Source organism: Paenibacillus brasilensis (assembly GCF_009363115.1).
GTDB lineage: Bacteria > Bacillota > Bacilli > Paenibacillales > Paenibacillaceae > Paenibacillus > Paenibacillus brasilensis.
In genome coordinates this window covers 5,310,360-5,330,743 of sequence record NZ_CP045298.1, presented here as the reverse complement: position 1 = coordinate 5,330,743, position 20,384 = coordinate 5,310,360, and the positions used below count along the sequence as shown (strand labels likewise).

Below are 20,384 nucleotides of genomic sequence, written 5' to 3'. Positions count from 1 at the left end.
AGTAGTTGGTTAGTAACATATTGTAATGGACTGAAATAATTTTTAATAACGATAAATTTTGAGTTTTGCTTTTCTAAATTAACAGAGTACTAGTCGCCTTCCCTTAATTGGGAGGCGATAAGTGTTAAATAAAGTAGTGCACAAAAAAGGCATTTTCTCTTTCTAGAGAAGATGCCATTTTTGTGCTATCTGATAATTAAATAAGGTAAAGGAGATGGAGTTATCTTTATCGAGAATAGTTGATAATTTTTTTAAAAGCTAATGGTTCAATAGTAATAGTTCTTGTTGACTAATTCGTTTAATGTTGCAATAATCTAAATAGGGAATATAAGTAAATACATATGCAGGGTGATAAATTGGAATATACAAAGAAAACTATTGAAGAGAAGTTAAATATACTTTTAGAAGAATCATTTAGGTCTGATCCTGAAGCAAAGAAACTAAAGGTTCTAAAAGATATAACAAAGGTATATAAAAAACTCTCTAGAATCAAAGATGATGATCAAGCGAAGTTGTATCTCTTGAATTTAAAAATTGATGAAATTAGGATAAAAGCCAATTCTTTTATATCTAATAAGATACACAACTTGTACATGCTTTTTTCAATTTTGCTAATTGTTTATGCCATAATTTTTATAATGAATTCAGGAAATAATTTTTTTGAGGAGACCAGAATATACCTTAAATATGTTGGTATAAGTTTATATGGAGCGTTACTATTTTTAGTTACGACCTCATTAAAAGAAATTAATGAGGTTGGCAATAAACTTTTAGTTGCCATGATTATTCCATTTATTTTTATAAGTGTTTTATTTATAGATAAAAATGAACCTTTTTCACTCTCAAATGAGAATGTATATGTATTCTTACTTGGTTATAGTTCTGATATGCTCACTCACATTTTGAATAAAATGATTGAAAAAGTAAAAGCCGTTTTTAATTGAAAAATTCAACAGATAGTTTTTTGGGAGGAGTAATATGAGTAAACTTAAAGAAGATTTAATTGAAAAGTTGATGCAAATTTCGGAGAATGCAGATGAATATGACGAAGTTGGAATGGCTGTAATTAGAAGATGTAAAAAGTTATTTACAAAACTTAATTCCATTAATCCTGATGACCAGAATAAGCTGTTTAAAATCAAATTTGAAATTGATGAGTTTATTCTTATATTAAAAGAACATAAATCAGGTAAAGTCTTCGCACATGGAAGACTGGCCTCTAAATTTACGATTGTAACAACACCATATATGTTTATTATTTTAATTATGATTTACTCTTTAATGTATATAACAATTGATAACGTAGGAATGGACAACAGCACTGAATATCTTTATATTAAATATCTAGTGTTAAGTATGCTAGGGGCTATGTTCTTTTTTATAACTACGTATTATGAGAAATTTAATAAATCATTGACTAAATTACTAATAGCTTGTTTTGTACCAATTTTATTTGTGGGAGTTTTGTTTACAAAAAAAGATGGAAATATAGATTTTGCGAATGCCCAACTTGTTGTCTTTCTGCTCGGATATGGTTCAAACCTTGTTGTATTAATTATCAACAAGGCGACCGAGAAGTTTAAAGCAACATTAAATATTTAGTTTCTAAAGGAGAATTTAGTTGGGAAACATATATAAAGTGCTTAGTATGGATGCCGATTTTCTGGGAGCAGCTCTATCACAGTCCCAAGTATGCGTAGTTAGACCACTGAACGACGAAATGGTGGAGATTGTAGATTATGGTGGTATGATAGAAAAATATACACCTGATTCCATTAAGGTTAATGGAAGCTATTTTATGAGAAAGCAGTTTGAATTTAGAGTAGATGTAAAAAAGGACTCCGCTGGTATATAGCCGGTATAGATAAAGAGAGAGCCGGAGAGAGGATTGCATCCTCTTTTTCCGGCTCTTTGGCATGGCGGCAATCAGAACGATTACTTGTTCAGCAGGATGAAGTTATTGATAAAACCCTCTTCTTGTATGAAAATGGGGTTTGGATTTTCGATGTGAAATCATAATAATATACGCCGCGTCCTTCTTCCTGATTTTTCTGAGAAGTGCTACCTAATAATAAACTCCCTGTGTCTCGAACATAGCCACTAGATGTTCCGCGAATTTTAATTTTATTATCGTATTCTCCGTATGTATAAGTCCCAGTTGATTTCCTTTTGATCAGGCAAGATAAAATCTTTGATAAAACCTTCGCCGTCATAAATTACTTTTAAACCAGGCTGAGGGTCAGGGTTATCAATATGATATACCGGCAGTGATTTGGTTGCTTCTTCGATCTCTTTATCCTCTTGTTTTTCTTTTTCTAGCTCAGCCTGTTGTTCAGCAGTAAGTGGGGCAATAGCAGCTTTAGATTTTTGCTGTTCAGGGACCGGAGTTCCTTTTTCCAATACAACCATGTTATTGTTCTCATCATATTGGATGATTGTACCCGCTAACATTTGGTCAGGGATTTTCTCTCCTTTCTCAGCATGAGAGATTGCCGGACTGACGCCCCCCCAAGAAATGAGTAACGTTACAGCTAGAAAAGCTTGTGGTAGAAATTTTACTTTCATACAAAGTACCTCCTTGAAAAATTTGTAAATGCATAATCAGCGTAAAGGACTCTGCTATTATTGATATAGTCCTTTTTATAGCATATATGAATATATTTAGTTTTTTTAGATTAGGTAAAGGCTGGCGGAGAATGTTTTTTTTACGTCATTTCATGCCACTGATTATGCCGAAATTCTTTTAAAAAAATGCCAAAAAAAAATCCAAAAAAGTTATTGACAGCTGTTAAATTATGGACAACAATAGAATGCAAGAATATAAAAATCTTGGAATTTTTATGTGAAGGGTGGATATGACATGAAGCATACACCTACGATTCGAACGGAATTAGACAGTTACCTCCAACAAGAAGGTTTGAGCCTAACGCAATTTGGGCAAATTGCAGGCATGAATAGGGGAGCGGTAAGTGCTATTGTGTCAGGAAATAAGCCTATGTCCATTAACCAGCTTGACCTAATTACGGAGGCTATGGGTTTACCGGAAGGCCACTTTTACGACTTGTTTATAGATAACTACATCATCGACTTACAACCGAATATGAGGCGGATCGAGCCATTTTTGTATCGCTGTGCGGAGTTGGACAAGTTGGATACGATCCGTCGTGTGGTGGGAGTCATCATGGATAATCTACTCTATTCGTCAAAACTATTTGACATTGCGGAAGATCTATTTGCACAGGGACGACATGAAGCGGCACTGGTACTCTATGAGAACGTGGCAGAAGTGGAGAAGTACCAGCACTCTGAGCGTTTGGCAGTCTGTCAATATCGTATATTTACGATTCAAGTTGGAGACGATCAAAGCCGGAATCTCAAAGCTGCAACGCTATTTGAACCCTTCGTGGAACGTCTGGATGAAATAGACCAGCTTGACGCATTGAAGGATTTGGCTAATGTGTACAGGTCTTTACGTAAATGGGACAAGGTTGACGAAATGGCAAGGAAAATGAGAGCTAAAGCCGAAATCCAATATACACTGAAACATCAACAGAATGGCCGAGAACGCCCTGAATCTACTGATAAGCTAAGCCGTCCTTTGTTTGTATACATTTCCTATGCTGACCTGCTGTGTGCAGGTGTCTACGAAGCCCAAGGCGATTACCACCAAGCTCTACAATATACATACGCCTACGATAATTTAGATTGGGTTAAAGAGACAGACGGACATACCCAACACTGGATTGGTTTGTTTAAGCACTGGGCAAAAGCTAATAGTATCGTGAATAAACTTTTATCTGGGGATATAAGCGTACTTTCGGATTATGTTGAATACATTGATGCAGCGGAGGATACAACTCAAGAAGATAAGGTCATCCAACTGCTGAATATTATGATAGCGGCTAACCAATATGATATTGATGTTAGTAACATAATTAAACGCTTTGAAGCGGACATTGTATCAATATCTGATCACTCACCAAGTGATATGTATACTCAACAAGTGGTACCAGATTATTTTGCGTGGTGTGGTTACGAGTTGGCTCATTATTATTTACATCGAAGTTCTTACGATGATGGTTTTAAACATTTGATGTATTCAATGGTAAGTTATCATACACTAAATAATGAGACTAATTTCATAAATTGTATGGGGCTATTTCTACATTTTCGAGAACATGCGACTCCTGAAACCAAAGCAAATTTTTTAAATCTTATTGAAAAGGTGTGGATGAACAATGTTAAAAAAAATGGCACTGTTGATCGTCGCAGCTAGCTTTTTGTTAATTGTTACTGTACCTATTCACTCGCATGGTATAGAGCCTCAAGTACAGCATGGAGGTGCTTAAACGTAAGTAAAGCAAAAGCCTCGCTAACATTAATTGGTCAGCGGGGCTTGTTTAAATTTGTCTATTAATGGCTTGTGATATTTCTCTTCTAGCGTCCTTCTTTTTTCTATCGCACCCTCTAAGGTTGTCGCTGTAGCATACCTCCTTTTGCCTTTTACAGTTATGTTTACCTCGTAGTATTCACGTCCCTTTTTTACCCGCTTATGCACCCCTTTATGTCCCGTCTTACTATCAGACCTTACCTTTTTAGTTAGTAGGGGGAGCGGGACTCCGTCGACTGACATCTCCGTTTGCAGAATCTCCCGGGCCTTCCGGGCTTGTTCTGGCCGCTGACACCCGCAGGACACTGCCTCACCCCGTCGGAGGGTTGTACCGTTCACTGGTATCTCTTTGCCGCAGTCGCAGCGACATAACCAGGTAGCGTTATCCTTGTCCGTGCGTCCAGCACGTGCAATAACCGTCAACATACCGTATCTATTGCCCGCTATATCAATCATATTAGGCGGGGATTTTCGGCGCAAACACCCGCATGATTTTTTTGTCTTGTATTTAAGCTGCGTAGTAGAAGCAAAGGTGGAATTTCCGCAATCACATACGCATTTCCACCGATCGTCATCCCGCTTGCCTCTGACGGTTAACATTTCGAATTTGTCGCCTATTTGTATCATGACTCAATTCCGAATCGACTTTTGAGCCAAAGTGGTCGCCCCTCGACTAACGCATCTGGACGGGGGAATGAACCTCTGTACCCGTCTTTCAGTGCGCTCTTTGCGGATTTGCCGACGCTCTGCTTGGTAGTTTCCCGGCGACGAGACAACCAAGCAGCGTCAACGTACTCAAGGGGCGGCGTTACTTTTTTTCTACGTAAATGGTGTTTCCGTTGCCATCTTCCCAGCCGTTCACATCTTCGCCAGCGTCAAGTTCGGCGATAATTTGCGCCTGACTATCCAAATCTGGAGGCGTGATAGTGAAGATCGTTTCCCCGTCTTGTACTACTTCAAATTGGTGCAGATCGTGGTCGAATGCAATTTCTACTACTTCATAACCTTCGCGTGTCCATTTCTTCATTGTTTATCTATCCTTTCGTCCGCATCCGGTATTTCCGGCTTGTTGGTCGTGTATGTATTGTCCCTTGCTGTGATTTAAATATAGCACAAATGGTTTACTTAGTAAACCGAACAATATAGGAACAGAAAGTGAACAAAAATAGTAGGGGAGCAGGTTGGAAAAATAAAAAAGCTCCGCTGACCACGAAGGTAACGGAGCTTTCTTGCTATACGATAAATTCCGTGAATACCGGACTTCGCAGCAGACCCGCCTTTGTCCAGTTCCGTATTTTAACACGGGCTCTTATACGCGGCTCCACATAAACATACTCTCGGTCCTCACCGGTTATCAATGATTTAGACACTCCATAAAATGCCTTCTTATGTGTCGGCGTTGCACCCAGCTCAATGATACCGGAAGGACGAATTTTACCACTCTCATTCGGTACGCCTGCAAGCCACCCGAATTCCCCTTTGCGATAACCTGTTATAAATACGTCAGCATAGGACCAGTTAATCACCTTCTGCCACGCAGCTGACCGGCGGCTTACATACACACTATCTTTCCGTTTAGCTACTACGCCTTCCATATTCCGTGCTTGAATCTGCTCAAATAAAGCTACGCCAGCTTCTTCAACATACGGAACCATCCCGAATGAACTGGACGGAAGTTGAAGTTTAAACATCAGTTCCTTACGCTCCATTAGAGGCCGTTTACGCATGTCTATGCCTTTATACTGTAAGACATCAAATATGGCGTAATAAACAGGGAGGGAAACTATTAGACGCTGTATCTTGTCTGATCGCTTGGCCTGAAACCTGGACATTATCGATTCAAAATCGGATATACCTGTCACCGGGTCAACGCAGGCAATCTCACCGTCTAGGATGATGTCATCCTCAAATGGTAGCTGAAGCTCTGGATATTGTCGGGTACAGTCATTGTTGTGTCTTGTATATAAACGGATCGTGCCATTTTGTTGCGAAAATATAAGTCGATGCCCATCAATCTTTGGCTCAAATATATACTGTGGATCTGAAAATGCTGTATCTGATGTTGCAAGTAACATTGGAGAAATGAACAAATAGACCACCTCAAATTAATTATAACGCTCAGTTGTGCAGTAGTGAGGCGGTAAGTATTGGAGAGGAAAAGCCCTGATAAGAGATTTTTTCATTGATCCAGTTTGAATTTAATCGAAAAGTGTCTTTCTTGTTTTATATTTAGCTGAATACTCTCTATTTCAAACGTGAGATTTTTGTTGAATTATTTGTAGGCTTTAGGGTACATAATGTATAGCAATCTATTAACAGAGTTGTTCTTCATAAATTTTAGAAATATATCTATGTATAATTTTGTCTAAATCTGAAAAGTTATTTCTACTTTTGTCTAAAAACACATTAAATAAAATATTTGTGTTACGATGTATTTGTTACATAAATTCATTAAATTGGAGGTATTTACTATGAAAAAATTATTGTCTGTTGCTGCTACATCTATTCTAGCTGTTACTATGGTAACTCCAGCTTTTGCTTCGGAAGAAGTTAATGAGGCTGTAGTTCCAGCTCAATCTGCAGACACAACATACAACATAGAATCTGTAACTCCATTTGCAAATGTAACCTATACTGTCACAATAGAGACTAGCAATGATGACGATGCAGGAACCAACTCAGTTCTCAAGATAGCTTTGTATGGATCAAGTGGTAATACTGAACCAACTGTTCTTTCTGGTTCATATGAACAAGGAGATACTGACACAACGAGAATTAGTAGTAGCAATATTGGTAATATAAGAAAGGTTGTTCTATACACTGATGGTGGTGGTTATAAACCTGGATGGAGAGTCAGCAGTGTTAGAGTATCAAATCCAGACGGATCAGTTTCGAATTTTGGAGCACCTAATAGATGGTTAGGAGACGGTGGCACTAAAGATGAGATTACTCTTCTTAGAACCAATTAATTAATAATAGGAGCTCTGCTAACCTTAATTGGTCGGCAGAGCTTTTTGTTTTTTTCAGAAGCATTTTTTGATTAACGTTTTATATATTTTTTCATCAACTTCAATAAGGCTGCGTTTTCCATCTTTAAACTGTAGGGCAATCGTATGTACCCCTATTTGTTTAGCAGAAAGACCGGCAAGCAATCCTACTGGGCCAAGTAAGAAACCTCCAACTAAGCCTCTACCTACTGCGCTGGCTGCACTCTTTGTATGCGTTTCGTCCATAACTTCATATTTTTCAATCGTTTCCTTATCCAAATTAAAAGACGAAAAAAGGCCTGTAGATAACATTACCATTCCGAAATTCTGTGAAATCATTTTACCGTTGTAATCTCCCGCAATTACACGATTTTTAGCCCCCATCTCACTTTCACCCCTACATAAGTAAATATTTGTATTTAGTCTATCAGACCTAGGGATATTTTTCTAGTACAAAAGTTTTAGAAGTGAATACAAAAATCCTTGTAAGGAACGTATGTTCTCTATATAATTTGTATATCAGTATACAGGAGGCGGTTAAGGTGAGTAAAAAGCTAAAGGGAAATGGATTATGGGAAAGTTCACGCATTATCATACCGGAACATAAAGAGGCTTATTTAAAGCTCATGAAGGATCGCCAGCGCCGTGGGAAACCGGAGCTGGATGACCAAGAGGTACAATTGATCGAGCAGGCGCTAATAGACTCTTACAATACACGTACAGCCGTGACAGTGACCATATTTAGCCCATTTGACGATACGGACATGACTGGTGTAGTAACGTCAATTAACACCGCTAGACGTGAAGTAAAACTGTTTCGTGGGGAAGATGATTTTAGTTGGTTTAAGTTGGAGGATATTGTGTCGGCAAGATGAGAATAATTACCTCACATAATGCATAAAATATTCCATTTAGATTGGTAATTGGATTGCCACGCATTGATAACAAATGTAGTATTAAAAGTGTGCTGGTTACCAATTATATGAAGGGGATATGTGTTATGTGGGAGCCTATTAGGTTCTTGCTTTTTTCAACAATGGAGTCCTATGCAGCCTTTGCACTCATGCTTTCTATTTTCCGGTTAAAGGCAATTGATTACGCTTGGCAAGCTATTATTATTATGTTCATTATTAGTGCTCAGAGTTATGTTTTGAGGGAAGAATTATCTTTAGCTGTTTTTGTGCCGATAATAAGTATGTTGCTGTACATTTTCCTTATTACTACGGTAGTAAAAGTCCCTATTTTGTGGTCCAGTATTATAACTATAATCGGATTCTCAATATATGGCGTTATGCAGTCGATAATTCTAAAGATTCTTTTTCAAAATGTGCCTACGGAACAATTTCAAGGATCGGCCCAAGGTGCCTTATTGCAGGCTATAACAAGCGCTGTAGTTCTACTTTTGTCATGGGTACTTTACAAATTCGGGATAGGTTTCATGGCGGATTTCGAACGGCTTAGATTCAAATGGGAACATTTCATTGTGAGCGGCTTAATTGCGTTTTCTTTAATCGCAGTCACGATTATGTTGTATTACAACGATGTATGGCTAAATATCGTTTTTTTTGCTTTAGCTTCTGGTATGTTCCTTTACTACGCTTTCAAAAAGGAGGATGAAATTTGATCGAAGCTTTATCAAATAAGATTGCAGTTCATATAAAGAAAAACGTTCCGGATCACCCGGCATCTGTGGCCGTTTTAAAGCACGCTCTGGCTGTAATATTAAATATGGTATTTATCACTGGGTTAACCATCGCTATCTCTGTTTTCACGGGTCGCATAAGAGAAGTGCTTACGATAATGGCAGCATTCGCTTTTCTGCGGCAAATGACAGGAGGGCTACACCTTAAAAGTGGAATGGGCTGCGTGGCTGTTTCCACACTGCTGTTTACTGGCTTATCTTTTGTACATTTGGACTACAGGTGGTCGATGATCGCGACGGTGATAAGTATGATCTTGATCCTAATTTTTGCCCCCGCAGGAATAGAAAAACAAACACGTATACCACCACGCTATTTCCCATTACTAAAAGCTGGTGCATTTATTGTGGTGAGCTTTAATCTATGGGTTGCTAATCCATTTATAGCCGTAAGTTTTTTTGCACAAAGTCTACTATTGATCAGTATAAGGAGGTGAAAACTATCATGATGAAAAACATCTATAGCACAATTGCGTCGAGCCTTGCTGCAATCGCGGTAATGTCTGTCAGCGTTGCTAGTCTCATCTATGTTTATAACCCAGAACCGCCGAAAGAATTACTTAAGTAAAGTTGGTGATTAAAAATGCTCACGGTTTCGAAGGATATTGATGGTAAAGGTGGAAAGGTGGATTTGCCCATAAAAGACATACTCTATATGTCTTATGATAGATGGCAAGAAAGAGTCATTATCCACACATTCAGAGGAATATTTTACTTGGTAGGTACACTTAAGTTTTGGGAAACGTTACTTAATAATAGTGGACATAATTTTCTTAATGTAGACAGGAGCAACACTATTAATATGGAAAACGTTGTGCTTATGAACAGCGTTTACAGGGTGGCTTATTTCTCGAAAGAGATAGTCAAGAATTCTCCTAAATGCCAAATAGCAATACGGAGATACGAGGAAGTAGCTCGCACACTTAATCTTTTTAATCCAAATATCGTGTTTGCTACCTGAACCGCGACAATGCGGTTCTTTTTTTGTCGATGAAATTAGAGAAAAATGTCGAATAAAGTAGTTTTATAGGACGAATTCATCCCGACGAATTTTTGTTGCCAAAGAACCTAATATTGGGATTTAATATAGGTATAAGGTTTGATTTTGAAAATAAAGGGAGGCGGTTAGGCCTAGATAATTACATAGATCGGGTGTAACAAAAAACGCCTCCCATAAGAGAGGCGCATAGTGTGGGTTGGCATCCCTGCCAGGATAGCTAAATAAGCCCCACTGATATTGATTCACAGCGAGTATAAAGACAAAAGGTGGGAGAAATAATGGAACTGATAAAAAAGACAACATATTTTTATTTTCATGCTAAAAATGCAATCGACCGGATTCTAGTCGGAGATTTGGTTCTGATAAATATGGCGGAAAGCATTAACGCAGAGAATGTAATAGTTTTAACGCTACCCGATCTTACTTTGCAAAGAACCAACGGTGTGGCTCAAGGGGATATAATAGGCGTTGTTGTGGGCATTGCCGTGAATTCTATAGATGCCCACAACAACGCCCACAAAACGCCCACAAATAAAACAGATCATACCGAACCATCCCGAAACAACATATATAACATCGGCTCTAAATCAGTACTTTCTGGATAATTACCCCCTATCCCGAAGTGTGGAACTTAAATCGCACACAGGTTCACCAGTGGGAACGTGATCAGTATCTGACGCTTTATTAATAGATTAAACCCTGTACAGACGCGGTTTTTTAGGGGTTGTAATGGGGGACATTTCAGAGGAGGGTATCAATTCTTCTGAGGCGTCCCCCAAACGTCCCCCGACTTTAAATTGTTTGAACCGAGAATATTGGCTGTGTACTCCTCATACCTATCTATGTTACGTTTTTCTAACTTTTTAGAAATGTGTGCGTATACATCAGATGTAATTTGTACACTACCATGACCAAGTTGCTCCTGGACAAACTTTATATCAGCTCCAGCTTCAAGCATGAGAACTGCGTAGGTGTGACGAAGAGAGTGGATACGTAAACCTTCATCCAGGCAAGCACGTTTCAAGATACGTTTAAATGTGTTAAATAGTGTTGACTTCGGCATAGGACGCCCGTCATTCCGGCATAGAATGAGATTTAAATCATGTCGGTACATTGTTTCCCCGAATAGCTCGTCCTCGTTATCAGGTTAGAAATCCAAAGTTTCATCAATTTGGATTTTTTTCTCCTTAAAATTAATATCAGACCACTTCAAAGCAGCGGCTTCACCTTTACGCATGTTGTTTCCTCTTTCCCTTAATGATTAATCCTATACAAGGATTACGTTCTAACTTTCCCTGAATTACTGCGAGCTCTAAAGCACCGTAAACTGTTGAGTTAATTATTTCAACTGTTCTCCGGCTTAAGCCTCTCGCTAAACAAGCATCTAGAAATTTTTGGTACATATCTGGTTTTAAATCTTTTATCATTAATTACTTAAAATAAGGCTTGATGTGTGTTTTTAGATATTCTCATGTTGTTTACGTGTGTTTTTTCGAACCGCCCCTTCTTTATAGTTGCTGATCCAACTTTGTATATAATCAACGAGAGGCATATCAATCTGTTCGTAACCTTGTCTTATTTTCCTTAAAAATTCTGCTGCAGCTAACTCAGCTTCCGGTTTTGTGCGGAACCCCCCGTTCTGATTTTTCCCTTTGCTCTTGGGTAAAAACGTCAGTGTACTTTAATCGGTATCGCCAACCACTCTTTAACTTCTTGAAATTTTCCACACTTCTCCCTCTGAAAGAACATATGCTCTATTTAAGGAAGTGCGCTTGCTGGAAGCTATGGATGAAAAACAAATTTCTGTATTTGAGAACATGCTAAATGATATTTTAGGGGCTTCAGCTAAACAGCAAGTGCCTTTTGGATATGGGTATTTTGATGATTAATAAAGGGTAGTGGATCTTACAGGAATATAACCAAAAGTCCACAGGCTAAAAAGAAAGAGCCAGTGAGTATTGATACAGAGCCTCTAAATTTCATGTCATTAATGTAAGCATCACTTGGTTCTGAGTCACCTTTGATCTTCCAGGCTTCGTTTGCACGCCATCCCCAAGTGGGATTTCGTTTACTTAAAATACCAAGCGCGAAAAAAATAATTGCAAAAAGTATAAGTACGAAACCAAGCATTTTATCAACTCCTTTAAATAAATTATACCAAAAAATAACGATGGAAAGTATAGCCCCCAAGGGCAGAGAGGACATAACACAGCTTTGGGGATAAGAAGGAGGGGACAGCAGGATGAACCGGATAGACGCAGTTACAGCAATTGGTGATCTACTGGAGCAAAAATGTTCAAATTGCCAAACACGGGACGAATTTAATTGGAAGTATGGCAGTGTTACATCCAAGCTGGACAAGCATTGCAAAATCAACTGTCCTGTAGGTCACCAATTACAAGACTATGGAAAGCAGCTCGGCAGAAAGGGCGATGAACATGGAACGGATTATCTAGGTCGCCGGGGTAAATCGGAAGCACCTTGCGGAGCAGGCCAGCAGCGTACCGTACTGGCTCCTGAGCGCGACCCTGCTGCGGAAATACCCGTCTTGGCTTGAGCCATACATGCGTAATCGTATGGTGATATGGAACCCTGGCACGTTTACGGAGGATTGCATATCTTATCAAGGCTATCGGGCATACATTGATCGGAACGTTAAATCTCGCCATCAATACATGCAGTATGACGAGATTGGCAACCTAGAAGCTACAGCATGGTATTTGCAGGATATGCGGCGGCGTGGATACAATCCGGTTCCTATCTTACAGCCTGGCGGAGATACGAGGTTACTGCAAACGGAACAACTGGTATTTATCGGCGGGACCATGCGAATGTCTGAGGAAGAACGAATTCGTTACCTTGATGGCTTGCTGTGCGGCCCTGTCAGAGCTCGCGTGCATCTGTTAGGAATGATGCTACCCAAATGGTTTGCCCCTTACAACGCTGCTGTGCAGGGAGATAACACAAGCTGGATACCACGAAGCGAATGGAACCGCCGTAAGAGTGTGGCTGAGTGGATGCAGGAATACGGCAAGCAATGGATACCACCCGAGCCAAGACGTTCGGTGCAACTGATACTATTTTAAGGGGGATACACCGACTACTATCTATACCAAAGGAGAGATAAGCATGAGAGAGATTAAATTCCGTGGTAAACGGCTTGATAACGGCGAGTGGTTTCATGGTTATCTGATAGGCGAAGACGTAATTGTCGGTGAGAAGTGGAGTGGGATAGTGAATATTTTTGTACGGAATTTTGGTGGAAAGTCGATCCTGAAACAGTAGGCCAATTTATAGATTTACCGAATTACGGTGTATGGGAAGACGACATTTACGAGTTTACAAGACCGTGGTCAAACGGTGCGCTGGAGCGTGGAGTTGTAAAATGTACAGAACATGCAGAGTGGGCAGTAAACGCTTGGATGTTGACAGGTATATATGAGTATGGAAAACCTATCGGCAACATACACGATAACCCGGAGCTGCTACAACCCCAAGGAGGGAACAAGGAATGAATGTGTTAACTGAAAACGAAAAATTCAACGTTGAATTGGTTGGATATCCAGTTTACGTGACTGGAGAAGATTTGGACGGTCAAATATGGTCGAGATTCTTTTTAGTGGACGGGGTTAGAAAAGAACACCTTAGTTTGACAAACTCCTACGGCGGACATGTAACTCTGTGGTTGGATGAAGTTGTTTCTGGTCGCTTAAAGGTAACGGTATGGGATGGAGGCGGTAAAGGTGAGTGAACGGACATATAAGTTGCAAAAGGCGATCAGGTTATAACCACGGTTGCTATGAAGCCCGTAAGGAGAAGTACAGGGAAAAGGTTTGGACAGTAGAATCCGAGCCTTGGGACTTGTGTGGTTCGGAGGTTGTGCGGCTTGAAGGGTACGGCGGAGGATTTGCTACGGAATATTTGAAGAGGGTTGAGACGTAACAGCCTTTACCCCCGTACTCTAAATCCCTTCAGATTTATAAAACTACTTGCAATTACCAATTCAATTATAACTGAGAGAGGTATTCTATACCTTCTGTAATTATAAAAAATCCCAAAACGATAAATATAAAGTAAGCAAAAAAGGTTAGAGCTTTTAGTGTCGTTTTTGGGATTCTTTTTTTTTGCTTCTGGATCACGAGTGATTATAAAAGCTCTAAATGCAGCGTAAAGCGGAATACACATAAGAAGTACGGTTACAAAGTCCATGTTTTTTCTCCTAATTTTTTGAATTTAATTTTATCAGATTTAATTGAGGTTAACAATATGTTAAGCGAAGCGCCAGCCAAATGTAAAGTCAAAATGGAGCGCATAAAGAACAACCCCCTATGGTGAAGGTGTAGGGGAGTAACACCCTCATGCTTTGAGACGTGCAATAGAGGCTGAATCCCTTATACAACAAAAGGATGCAGAGTCAGCCGCGATTAAAAGCATGCTACTTGATACGATTGGTTGCCTGACCATGTTCGGAAATGAAAAATGCGAAGAACAGGCCCGGAGGATTGCTCGGAATCTTAGAAAATTAACGAATGTGCAATCTGAACATGCGTCAGGAGACATCCTTGGTGTAGTATAAAAATACTAAATTAAGGAGGGGACATCTATTGTTTGTTCGAAAATTCTATGAGACGGATATTGACCAGATTATCACTCTATTTTATGAGACAGTACATGAAATAAATAAGCATGATTACACCAAAGAGCAACTTGATGCTTGGGCTAACAGAGCAGAGTTGAGTCAGAAGAGAGAGGCTTGGTTGAAGGGCCTAAGTTCTAATATTTCATATGTAGTGGAAATGGATAATCGTATCGCGGGTTTCTCAGATATGAATCGGGATGGTTATCTTGATAGACTATTTGTCCATAAAGATTATCAAGGTCAGGGTATTGCATCGGCGCTGGTGAGTACTCTTGAATCTGAGGCAAAAAAATTATGTCTCGTTGATATAGACACAAATGCAAGCATCACTGCCAAATTATTTTTTGAAAGAAAAGGGTACAGAGTATTAAAATCGCAAATTGTTGAGCGTAATGGTGTTCAGCTAATAAATTACAGAATGAAGAAATGTTTGCGCTAGGGTGACGATGGACCGACTTATTTTAGGGAATATGTATATTGGGATAATAACTTTTAAAATTGTAGATTCAATCACTCTTATATACTATTTGATGTTGCAAGAATAACGAAAATTAATAATTAGATTTTCTTTGAAGGGATGAACGTTTATGGAACATACTCAGTCTGTAATTTTGCGCGCTCATTCTGATGAAGACTCATCTGATACACAGAAGATAATTCAAGTAAACTTCTTTGACGATGTAGATGCAGTAGATATAAGAAAAACAAAGTGGCTGCTAAACAGATATACTGACTTAATTGATGTAATCAAAAACTATGAATACTCACTTCAACAGTTGGAAAACGGTATGGCTGCATATGATTTGCTTTCGGCAGAAGGATCAGTTGCGAAGCGAGTTTCTGGTCAAGAACTGACAGCAGATGTGACAGCCAACGCCGTTCTACTAAAAGACCAGCGCTATATTAATTATAAATTTTATCAATTCCTCACGAATAATATTAAATTTGCAATAAATAATATGCGTGATAAGCACGAGGGATTGATAGCGAAGCTGTTATTTTTGGATGGATGAAATACCTCAAAGCTCAACAATATTTGGAAAAAGGTTATCGTAAGGACATTCCACCTATCTCGGCAACTACATTTGCAGATAAACGGCGCAGGGCTATTGTTAACATAGCAAATAGCCTAAAAACAAACCGAACATTGGATTTTGTCACCATCGACTATGAACGGGGGCGCAACAAGGAAGGTGAAATTGGACTCAGGATGCCAGAAGTAAATTAGACCGTAAGGGCTTAAGCCTTTGCGGTCTTTATTGTAGGTGTCTAAAGTTCTAGACTGAAAAATAAAGTAATAGTCTTGACGATGCTTCATTAAGCTATACCAGCTAATAGCTTGTCAACATTTCCAGCAAAACAACTCGAGAGCTTGTGTTATATTTATTAATCCAAGTCTAAATGGAAGATTATACCATAAATTTGCTATACCGAACGGAACGATTTCTTACTTTTTAAAATGGCATACAACCAATGAACTCGCTTATTCGCACATGCTACTAATGCCACTTTGTGAGGTTTTCCTTCAGCTCTTTTGCGTTCATAGAATTCTTTAATTCGAGTGTTGCGAGATCGGATCAGGCCACACTGTACCGCCATAACAAGTGCGTACCGAAGCTGCCTGGAACCACGTTTGGTGATTCGATTCCAAGTTGCTGTAAACTTACCTGAAGCAAAAACACTGGGGTCTATGCCTGCAAAGGCAACCAGTTTCTTTGGATGGTCAAATCGGTCGACTTCCCCAATTTCCGATAAAATTGTTGCAGCAATTTTAGGGCCAATACCGGGAATCGACTGGATTAAATCATACTCTTCAATCTCAGTAGCCAGGGCATCTATGGTCTGTTCCAACATAGCAAGGTACTCCTGGTACTGAAGAATAAGGCTGATTAAGATCTTAAGGTTGATGAGGTGGCTCTCATACATGGTCTCCCGAAATGGGTTTTGTTTTACAGCCTCGATCAATCGTTGAACTCGTTCATTCATCCACTTCTCAGATCGCCCTCGTTTTGAAGATAGAAGAGCATGAATGGTCATTTTGAGTGTCTCTTCACTAGCTTCTAGAACCGAGGATGAGGTCGGAAACCCATGTAGGAAGCGAAGAGATACGTTAGAATACATAGCCCCAAAAACACCTCTATACGCTGGGAAAACCTGATCCAAAACAGCTTGGAATTGCAGCTTCGTCTGCACGCACATCTTAGAGAAGGACTCATGTTGTCGCGTCAGATACCGCATATTGAGCAGTTGGACACCTCTTTTTTTGATGGGTTCGAATTCCTCTCTATAGTACAGTTCGCCGAGAAGAAAAACGTCGGCAGCATCATGTTTTCACTTTACGAAGATTTGTTTTTCGAAACCGATTAGAAATGAGCGGATTGATTACGATAAATACATAGTGATGTTCCTCTAGAAATTGAACGACAGGGCTTTGATAGTGCCCGGTTGCTTCCAGAATTATTGTAGGCCGATGACCTGATTCACGTTCGATGTCCTGAATAACTTGAAGCAATATCTCAAGCCCATCCCGTGTATGTTGGAAATAGAAAATCCCTTGGTATGGTTTTCCTCGTTCTAAGAAAGCTTGTCCGTGGCTTTCTTCTTTAGATATGTCTAGCCCGATAACAGGATTCATTTTATCTCTCCTCGAAATCAATTAACCGGTAGCCCCAACGAACTCCTTGTCGCTCCACAGCATCGCATGTGATACGGGATCGATGTCCCAACCAGCCTCAATCATGGTCATGACAAGTAGGGGTGAACATTATAGCGCTCGAGATCTGGTCCCACGGGCAGGTACGTTCGACCCGGCTACCCTTAATCCTCGAAGTTAATGCAAAAAGGATCAACCAGAAAGAATTGGTTGATCTCATAATACGAACGGGCAGGATAGTTAACAACAAACCAAGTCAATAATATGATATATTGAATATCAAAAAAAGGAATAATTATCATTAATTACCAATCTATTAATCTGAATGAGAAATTATCTAAGTTCAATGAACATTGGTCTCCGAAAGTCATTGGTGAAATGAATGACTATCAATTTAAATTGGTCAAGATAGATGGGGATTTTGTATGGCACGATCATCAAGATACCGACGAGGTGTTTATCGTGCTCGAAGGGAAGATGTTCATTGATTTCCGCGATGGCCAAGTAAAGATTTCCCAAGGAGAGATGTTTATTATACCAAGGGTGCCGAACACAAAACTTTCGCTAACCAGGAGTGTCATATCATGTTGGTAGAGCCCAGAGAAGTAGTAAACACTGGCGAGACTGAGTCAGAATTAACTGCAGTCAATGATATTTGGATCTAATGCATTTAGCTTCAGTTCGATTACATCGCTAAAGTAACGGGAAACGATAGTTCAACTTCACTTGCTGCTATGACGAGAACCGGATTCCCCTGTAAGGGTCCGGGTTTTTTCTGCAACGTATTGCTTAGCATACGATTTTTTCCGTTTCGTGAGGTGACCCCCATATCGTGAGTACCATCGGGAAATTCTTTAGCTACACGATATTCTTCATTCGCGCCATTTCTATTGCTTCTTCGCGGTTGTTGACACCAAGTTTCGAGTAGAGAATCGAGCAGTAATTGCGGATCGTTCCCTCCGATAAAAATAGCTTGGCGGCGATCAATTTGTAGCGCAGTCCGCTCGACAGATGCTCCAGAATCTCCATCTCGCGTTTCGTAAGCCCGTACGGGTAGTTTCCCTGACTTGAACCGATTTTCTCCAACTGCTCACGTTGACGCTTCATCTCTTCGAAAACTCGCGTAGCGACCGATTGGTCGATCCAGGTTCCTCCATTATAAATAAGTTTCAAGGCTTCCTTCATCTCCCGCGGATGAATCGACTTCAGCATGTAGCCTTCTGCCCCGCGCTCCAATGCAGTTGCTGCCTGCAAGGAATCCTCAAACGTTGTCATGAACACAACCTTCATATCAGGCCATCGTTGTTTCATCTCAAGTAAAGCTTCAATCCCGCCCATTCCCTGCATACGAATATCCATTAGCACGATATCTGGTTGGGAGCGATCACAATGTTCTAATGCTTCGCGCCCGTCCCCGGCTGTACCAACGACGTTAAAATCAGCATGCTGATCAAAAATTTGCTTCAAGCTGTCGGTAATGATCACCTGGTCATCAACGATTAGCAGGCGGATCGCATCATGTACAGGCTCTGTCTGCAACGGAATATTACATATGACGAAAGTTCCTTGTCCTGACTCGGAATGCACGGACACCGTGCCGTGAAATAGTTCAAGTCGTTCCTTCATTCCATTGAGCCCAAATCCAAATTGGATTTCTTCCATTCCGATGCCATTATCTTCGATCTGTAATCGAAGCTGCTGACTATTGAAATGTAACTGAACGGATATCACGCTCGCCTTGCCGTGCCGAACCACGTTGGTTAGAGACTCTTGAAGGCAACGATATAAACAAATGTTTATTTTCTGCATAACGAGAGTCTCACTGCCGATCACACGGAATTTGACCGTTATACCTGTTGACTTCATAAAATCTTCAGTTAGTTGCCGCAGCGATTCACTTAACGAATGGTTCAACGGAGTATGAGAGAGCTGATGCAGATGCTTTCGGATATCAACCAGACTGTGTTGGGCAATTCCGACAAGCGAATCGATCCTCTCTATTTGCGCATCTGGTAAGGACGATCGCAGTGATTCGACGCCGACGATGAGCGAGGTAAGCGTATGGCCAATCGTGTCATTCAGCTCATGTGACAGCCGGCTGCGCTCCTCTATCAGCGTAAGTTCCTCAATCCGCTTAATATGCTGCTCCAGCAACAGCTTTTGCTCTTGAATAATTCGGCCTTGCTTATGGGACTGAATTAAAATATTAAACGCGAAGCCGATGGCAAAACCAAGGCTGCAGCTAACGATAAGCTCATACGGGAGACGATCAGCAATCCAACTGTTCAATACTGGGAATACGATTCCGCTAAGGATACCTGTCCACACATAGGTTCTTCGACTGCTCGTCAAGCCGATAGTTATCACGAGTAAAACAAAAGACCAAAGCAATCCCGGGGCTGCGTAGGCTAAATAAAGATAAAAAAGCCCGTTACCGTGACTTCGATTGTCAGATACCAGTCTTCTTTCCTATAGAGGATGATTAATGGAACGAGATAAACGACGAAAGCAAGAGAAAGTACAACCCAAAGCGACACAACGGTTAATGACGGATCGACAAAACCAGCGCTTGCGATAATGACCAGCCAAAGCGTTCGTATGGCCACAAGTATCCAATCATACCAGACCCTTTTTTTCATTATCGAGAACACGAATTACACACACCTTCTTATATTTTTTTGCAAACCAATTTCCGAATGATTCAGACCTATCATGCAATATAACTTCCCGATCCGTCAAGCGAAAGAGGGTGGGGTAACAGCGGTTAGAACGTAGCTTAGCAAGCACGTCATATAAGACAGTTGACAGTTTGTCATGCGGTATATGTGACAGGTCCAAGTACGATGTCATCAAAAGCTTGGCGGTTTTATCACTGTTCGATTTAACAATATCGGAGGTAAGGTGAGGGGGTAAAGCAGAACAACATACTAAAATAATAGGAGCGATTGCGTTATGAAATCATTCACCATTCGAAAAGGAGTGGCACTTACTTTAATAGCTATATTGGCGGGTACAC

23 protein-coding genes and 5 pseudogenes are annotated in these 20,384 nt (G+C 40.1%); 18 read left to right on the top strand and 10 right to left on the bottom strand.

Annotated elements, in window-relative coordinates:
• Positions 1–356 precede the first annotated feature (356 nt).
• The 3 genes from GCU48_RS25245 to GCU48_RS25235 are packed head-to-tail and all read left to right on the top strand — an operon-like array spanning position 357 to position 1,855.
• A complete protein-coding gene (locus GCU48_RS25245; protein ID WP_152381858.1) occupies positions 357–944 on the top strand; it encodes a hypothetical protein in 588 nt (195 codons plus the stop codon).
• 34 nt (positions 945–978) lie between these two features.
• Complete coding sequence (locus GCU48_RS25240) at positions 979–1,602, top strand: hypothetical protein (protein ID WP_152381857.1); 624 nt, start codon at positions 979–981, stop codon at positions 1,600–1,602.
• Positions 1,603–1,621: 19 nt separating this feature from the next.
• The gene (locus GCU48_RS25235) at positions 1,622–1,855 is read left to right on the top strand and encodes a hypothetical protein (RefSeq protein WP_152381856.1); all 234 of its coding nucleotides are present in this window, start codon (positions 1,622–1,624) and stop codon (positions 1,853–1,855) included.
• A 272-nt stretch (positions 1,856–2,127) separates the two neighbouring features.
• Here GCU48_RS25235 and GCU48_RS25230 read toward each other — a convergent pair whose 3' ends face one another.
• Positions 2,128–2,565, bottom strand: a complete 438-nt coding sequence (locus GCU48_RS25230; protein WP_152381855.1) for a hypothetical protein — start codon at positions 2,563–2,565, stop codon at positions 2,128–2,130.
• Between the two features lie 295 nt (positions 2,566–2,860).
• Between GCU48_RS25230 and GCU48_RS25225 the strand changes: the two genes are divergently transcribed.
• Positions 2,861–4,276 (top strand): helix-turn-helix transcriptional regulator, encoded by a 1,416-nt coding sequence (locus tag GCU48_RS25225; RefSeq protein WP_152381854.1) that lies wholly within the window; start codon positions 2,861–2,863, stop codon positions 4,274–4,276.
• 102 nt (positions 4,277–4,378) lie between these two features.
• Here GCU48_RS25225 and GCU48_RS25220 read toward each other — a convergent pair whose 3' ends face one another.
• The 3 genes from GCU48_RS25220 to GCU48_RS25210 form a co-directional block, all read right to left on the bottom strand.
• Complete coding sequence (locus GCU48_RS25220; RefSeq protein WP_152381853.1) at positions 4,379–4,990, bottom strand: hypothetical protein; 612 nt, start codon at positions 4,988–4,990, stop codon at positions 4,379–4,381.
• Between the two features lie 208 nt (positions 4,991–5,198).
• On the bottom strand, positions 5,199–5,417 hold the full coding sequence (locus GCU48_RS25215; RefSeq protein ID WP_152381852.1) for a hypothetical protein: 219 nt from the start codon (positions 5,415–5,417) through the stop codon (positions 5,199–5,201).
• A gap of 205 nt (positions 5,418–5,622) precedes the next feature.
• Positions 5,623–6,465 carry an ATP-dependent DNA ligase gene (locus tag GCU48_RS25210; RefSeq protein ID WP_341874669.1) on the bottom strand — a complete coding sequence of 281 codons (843 nt, stop codon included), beginning with the start codon at positions 6,463–6,465 and terminating at the stop codon, positions 5,623–5,625.
• Between the two features lie 396 nt (positions 6,466–6,861).
• Here GCU48_RS25210 and GCU48_RS25205 point away from each other — a divergent pair, with 396 nt between their 5' ends.
• Positions 6,862–7,359, top strand: a complete 498-nt coding sequence (locus tag GCU48_RS25205) for a PLAT/LH2 domain-containing protein (RefSeq protein WP_152381850.1) — start codon at positions 6,862–6,864, stop codon at positions 7,357–7,359.
• Between the two features lie 54 nt (positions 7,360–7,413).
• On the opposite strand, the gene GCU48_RS25200 is transcribed toward GCU48_RS25205, so the two are convergent.
• On the bottom strand, positions 7,414–7,761 hold the full coding sequence (locus GCU48_RS25200) for a hypothetical protein (protein ID WP_152381849.1): 348 nt from the start codon (positions 7,759–7,761) through the stop codon (positions 7,414–7,416).
• Between the two features lie 158 nt (positions 7,762–7,919).
• Here GCU48_RS25200 and GCU48_RS25195 point away from each other — a divergent pair, with 158 nt between their 5' ends.
• The 6 genes from GCU48_RS25195 (at position 7,920) to GCU48_RS25170 (ending at position 10,681) form a co-directional block, all read left to right on the top strand.
• On the top strand, positions 7,920–8,252 hold the full coding sequence (locus GCU48_RS25195) for a YolD-like family protein (RefSeq protein ID WP_152381848.1): 333 nt from the start codon (positions 7,920–7,922) through the stop codon (positions 8,250–8,252).
• A 125-nt stretch (positions 8,253–8,377) separates the two neighbouring features.
• Complete coding sequence (locus GCU48_RS25190) at positions 8,378–9,001, top strand: hypothetical protein (protein ID WP_244315961.1); 624 nt, start codon at positions 8,378–8,380, stop codon at positions 8,999–9,001.
• Positions 8,998–9,513 (top strand): accessory gene regulator ArgB-like protein, encoded by a 516-nt coding sequence (locus GCU48_RS25185; protein WP_152381847.1) that lies wholly within the window; start codon positions 8,998–9,000, stop codon positions 9,511–9,513. Before GCU48_RS25190 ends, GCU48_RS25185 begins: the two co-directional genes overlap by 4 nt.
• An 8-nt stretch (positions 9,514–9,521) precedes the next feature.
• On the top strand, positions 9,522–9,644 hold the full coding sequence (locus GCU48_RS25180; protein WP_152381846.1) for a cyclic lactone autoinducer peptide: 123 nt from the start codon (positions 9,522–9,524) through the stop codon (positions 9,642–9,644).
• A 15-nt stretch (positions 9,645–9,659) separates the two neighbouring features.
• A complete protein-coding gene (locus GCU48_RS29465) occupies positions 9,660–10,037 on the top strand; it encodes a LytTR family transcriptional regulator DNA-binding domain-containing protein (RefSeq protein WP_152381845.1) in 378 nt (125 codons plus the stop codon).
• A gap of 317 nt (positions 10,038–10,354) precedes the next feature.
• Complete coding sequence (locus tag GCU48_RS25170; RefSeq protein ID WP_152381844.1) at positions 10,355–10,681, top strand: hypothetical protein; 327 nt, start codon at positions 10,355–10,357, stop codon at positions 10,679–10,681.
• 149 nt (positions 10,682–10,830) lie between these two features.
• Here the strand turns inward: GCU48_RS25170 and GCU48_RS29520 are convergent.
• Positions 10,831–11,803 (bottom strand): annotated as a pseudogene (locus tag GCU48_RS29520) (tyrosine-type recombinase/integrase).
• A 178-nt stretch (positions 11,804–11,981) separates the two neighbouring features.
• Complete coding sequence (locus tag GCU48_RS25155; RefSeq protein WP_025716331.1) at positions 11,982–12,206, bottom strand: DUF6199 family natural product biosynthesis protein; 225 nt, start codon at positions 12,204–12,206, stop codon at positions 11,982–11,984.
• 112 nt (positions 12,207–12,318) lie between these two features.
• Between GCU48_RS25155 and GCU48_RS28520 the strand changes: the two genes are divergently transcribed.
• The 4 genes from GCU48_RS28520 to GCU48_RS25140 all read left to right on the top strand — a co-directional run bounded on the left by GCU48_RS28520 (position 12,319) and on the right by GCU48_RS25140 (position 13,827).
• The gene (locus GCU48_RS28520; RefSeq protein ID WP_244315960.1) at positions 12,319–12,633 is read left to right on the top strand and encodes a zinc-finger domain-containing protein; all 315 of its coding nucleotides are present in this window, start codon (positions 12,319–12,321) and stop codon (positions 12,631–12,633) included.
• Positions 12,634–12,640: 7 nt separating this feature from the next.
• On the top strand, positions 12,641–13,162 hold the full coding sequence (locus tag GCU48_RS25145; protein ID WP_244315958.1) for a hypothetical protein: 522 nt from the start codon (positions 12,641–12,643) through the stop codon (positions 13,160–13,162).
• A 43-nt stretch (positions 13,163–13,205) separates the two neighbouring features.
• Positions 13,206–13,361 (top strand): hypothetical protein, encoded by a 156-nt coding sequence (locus GCU48_RS27225; RefSeq protein ID WP_167518775.1) that lies wholly within the window; start codon positions 13,206–13,208, stop codon positions 13,359–13,361.
• A gap of 226 nt (positions 13,362–13,587) precedes the next feature.
• On the top strand, positions 13,588–13,827 hold the full coding sequence (locus GCU48_RS25140) for a hypothetical protein (RefSeq protein WP_152381843.1): 240 nt from the start codon (positions 13,588–13,590) through the stop codon (positions 13,825–13,827).
• A gap of 197 nt (positions 13,828–14,024) precedes the next feature.
• Here the strand turns inward: GCU48_RS25140 and GCU48_RS25130 are convergent, their stop codons facing one another.
• Positions 14,025–14,285: a hypothetical protein gene (locus tag GCU48_RS25130; RefSeq protein WP_244315956.1), complete on the bottom strand. Its 261-nt coding sequence runs from the start codon at positions 14,283–14,285 to the stop codon at positions 14,025–14,027.
• Between the two features lie 395 nt (positions 14,286–14,680).
• Between GCU48_RS25130 and GCU48_RS25125 the strand changes: the two genes are divergently transcribed.
• Both GCU48_RS25125 and GCU48_RS25120 read left to right on the top strand, forming a co-directional pair.
• Positions 14,681–15,154 carry a GNAT family N-acetyltransferase gene (locus tag GCU48_RS25125; RefSeq protein WP_025716335.1) on the top strand — a complete coding sequence of 158 codons (474 nt, stop codon included), beginning with the start codon at positions 14,681–14,683 and terminating at the stop codon, positions 15,152–15,154.
• Positions 15,155–15,302: 148 nt separating this feature from the next.
• A pseudogene (locus GCU48_RS25120) lies at positions 15,303–15,943 on the top strand (hypothetical protein).
• Positions 15,944–16,140: 197 nt separating this feature from the next.
• On the opposite strand, the pseudogene GCU48_RS25115 reads toward GCU48_RS25120, so the two are convergent.
• Positions 16,141–17,350 (bottom strand): annotated as a pseudogene (locus tag GCU48_RS25115) (IS110 family RNA-guided transposase).
• A gap of 318 nt (positions 17,351–17,668) precedes the next feature.
• Between GCU48_RS25115 and GCU48_RS25110 the strand changes: the two are divergent.
• Positions 17,669–18,033: pseudogene (locus GCU48_RS25110) on the top strand (cupin domain-containing protein).
• Positions 18,034–18,226: 193 nt separating this feature from the next.
• Here the strand turns inward: GCU48_RS25110 and GCU48_RS25105 are convergent.
• Positions 18,227–20,019 (bottom strand): annotated as a pseudogene (locus GCU48_RS25105) (response regulator).
• Between the last annotated feature and the right edge of the window lie 365 nt (positions 20,020–20,384).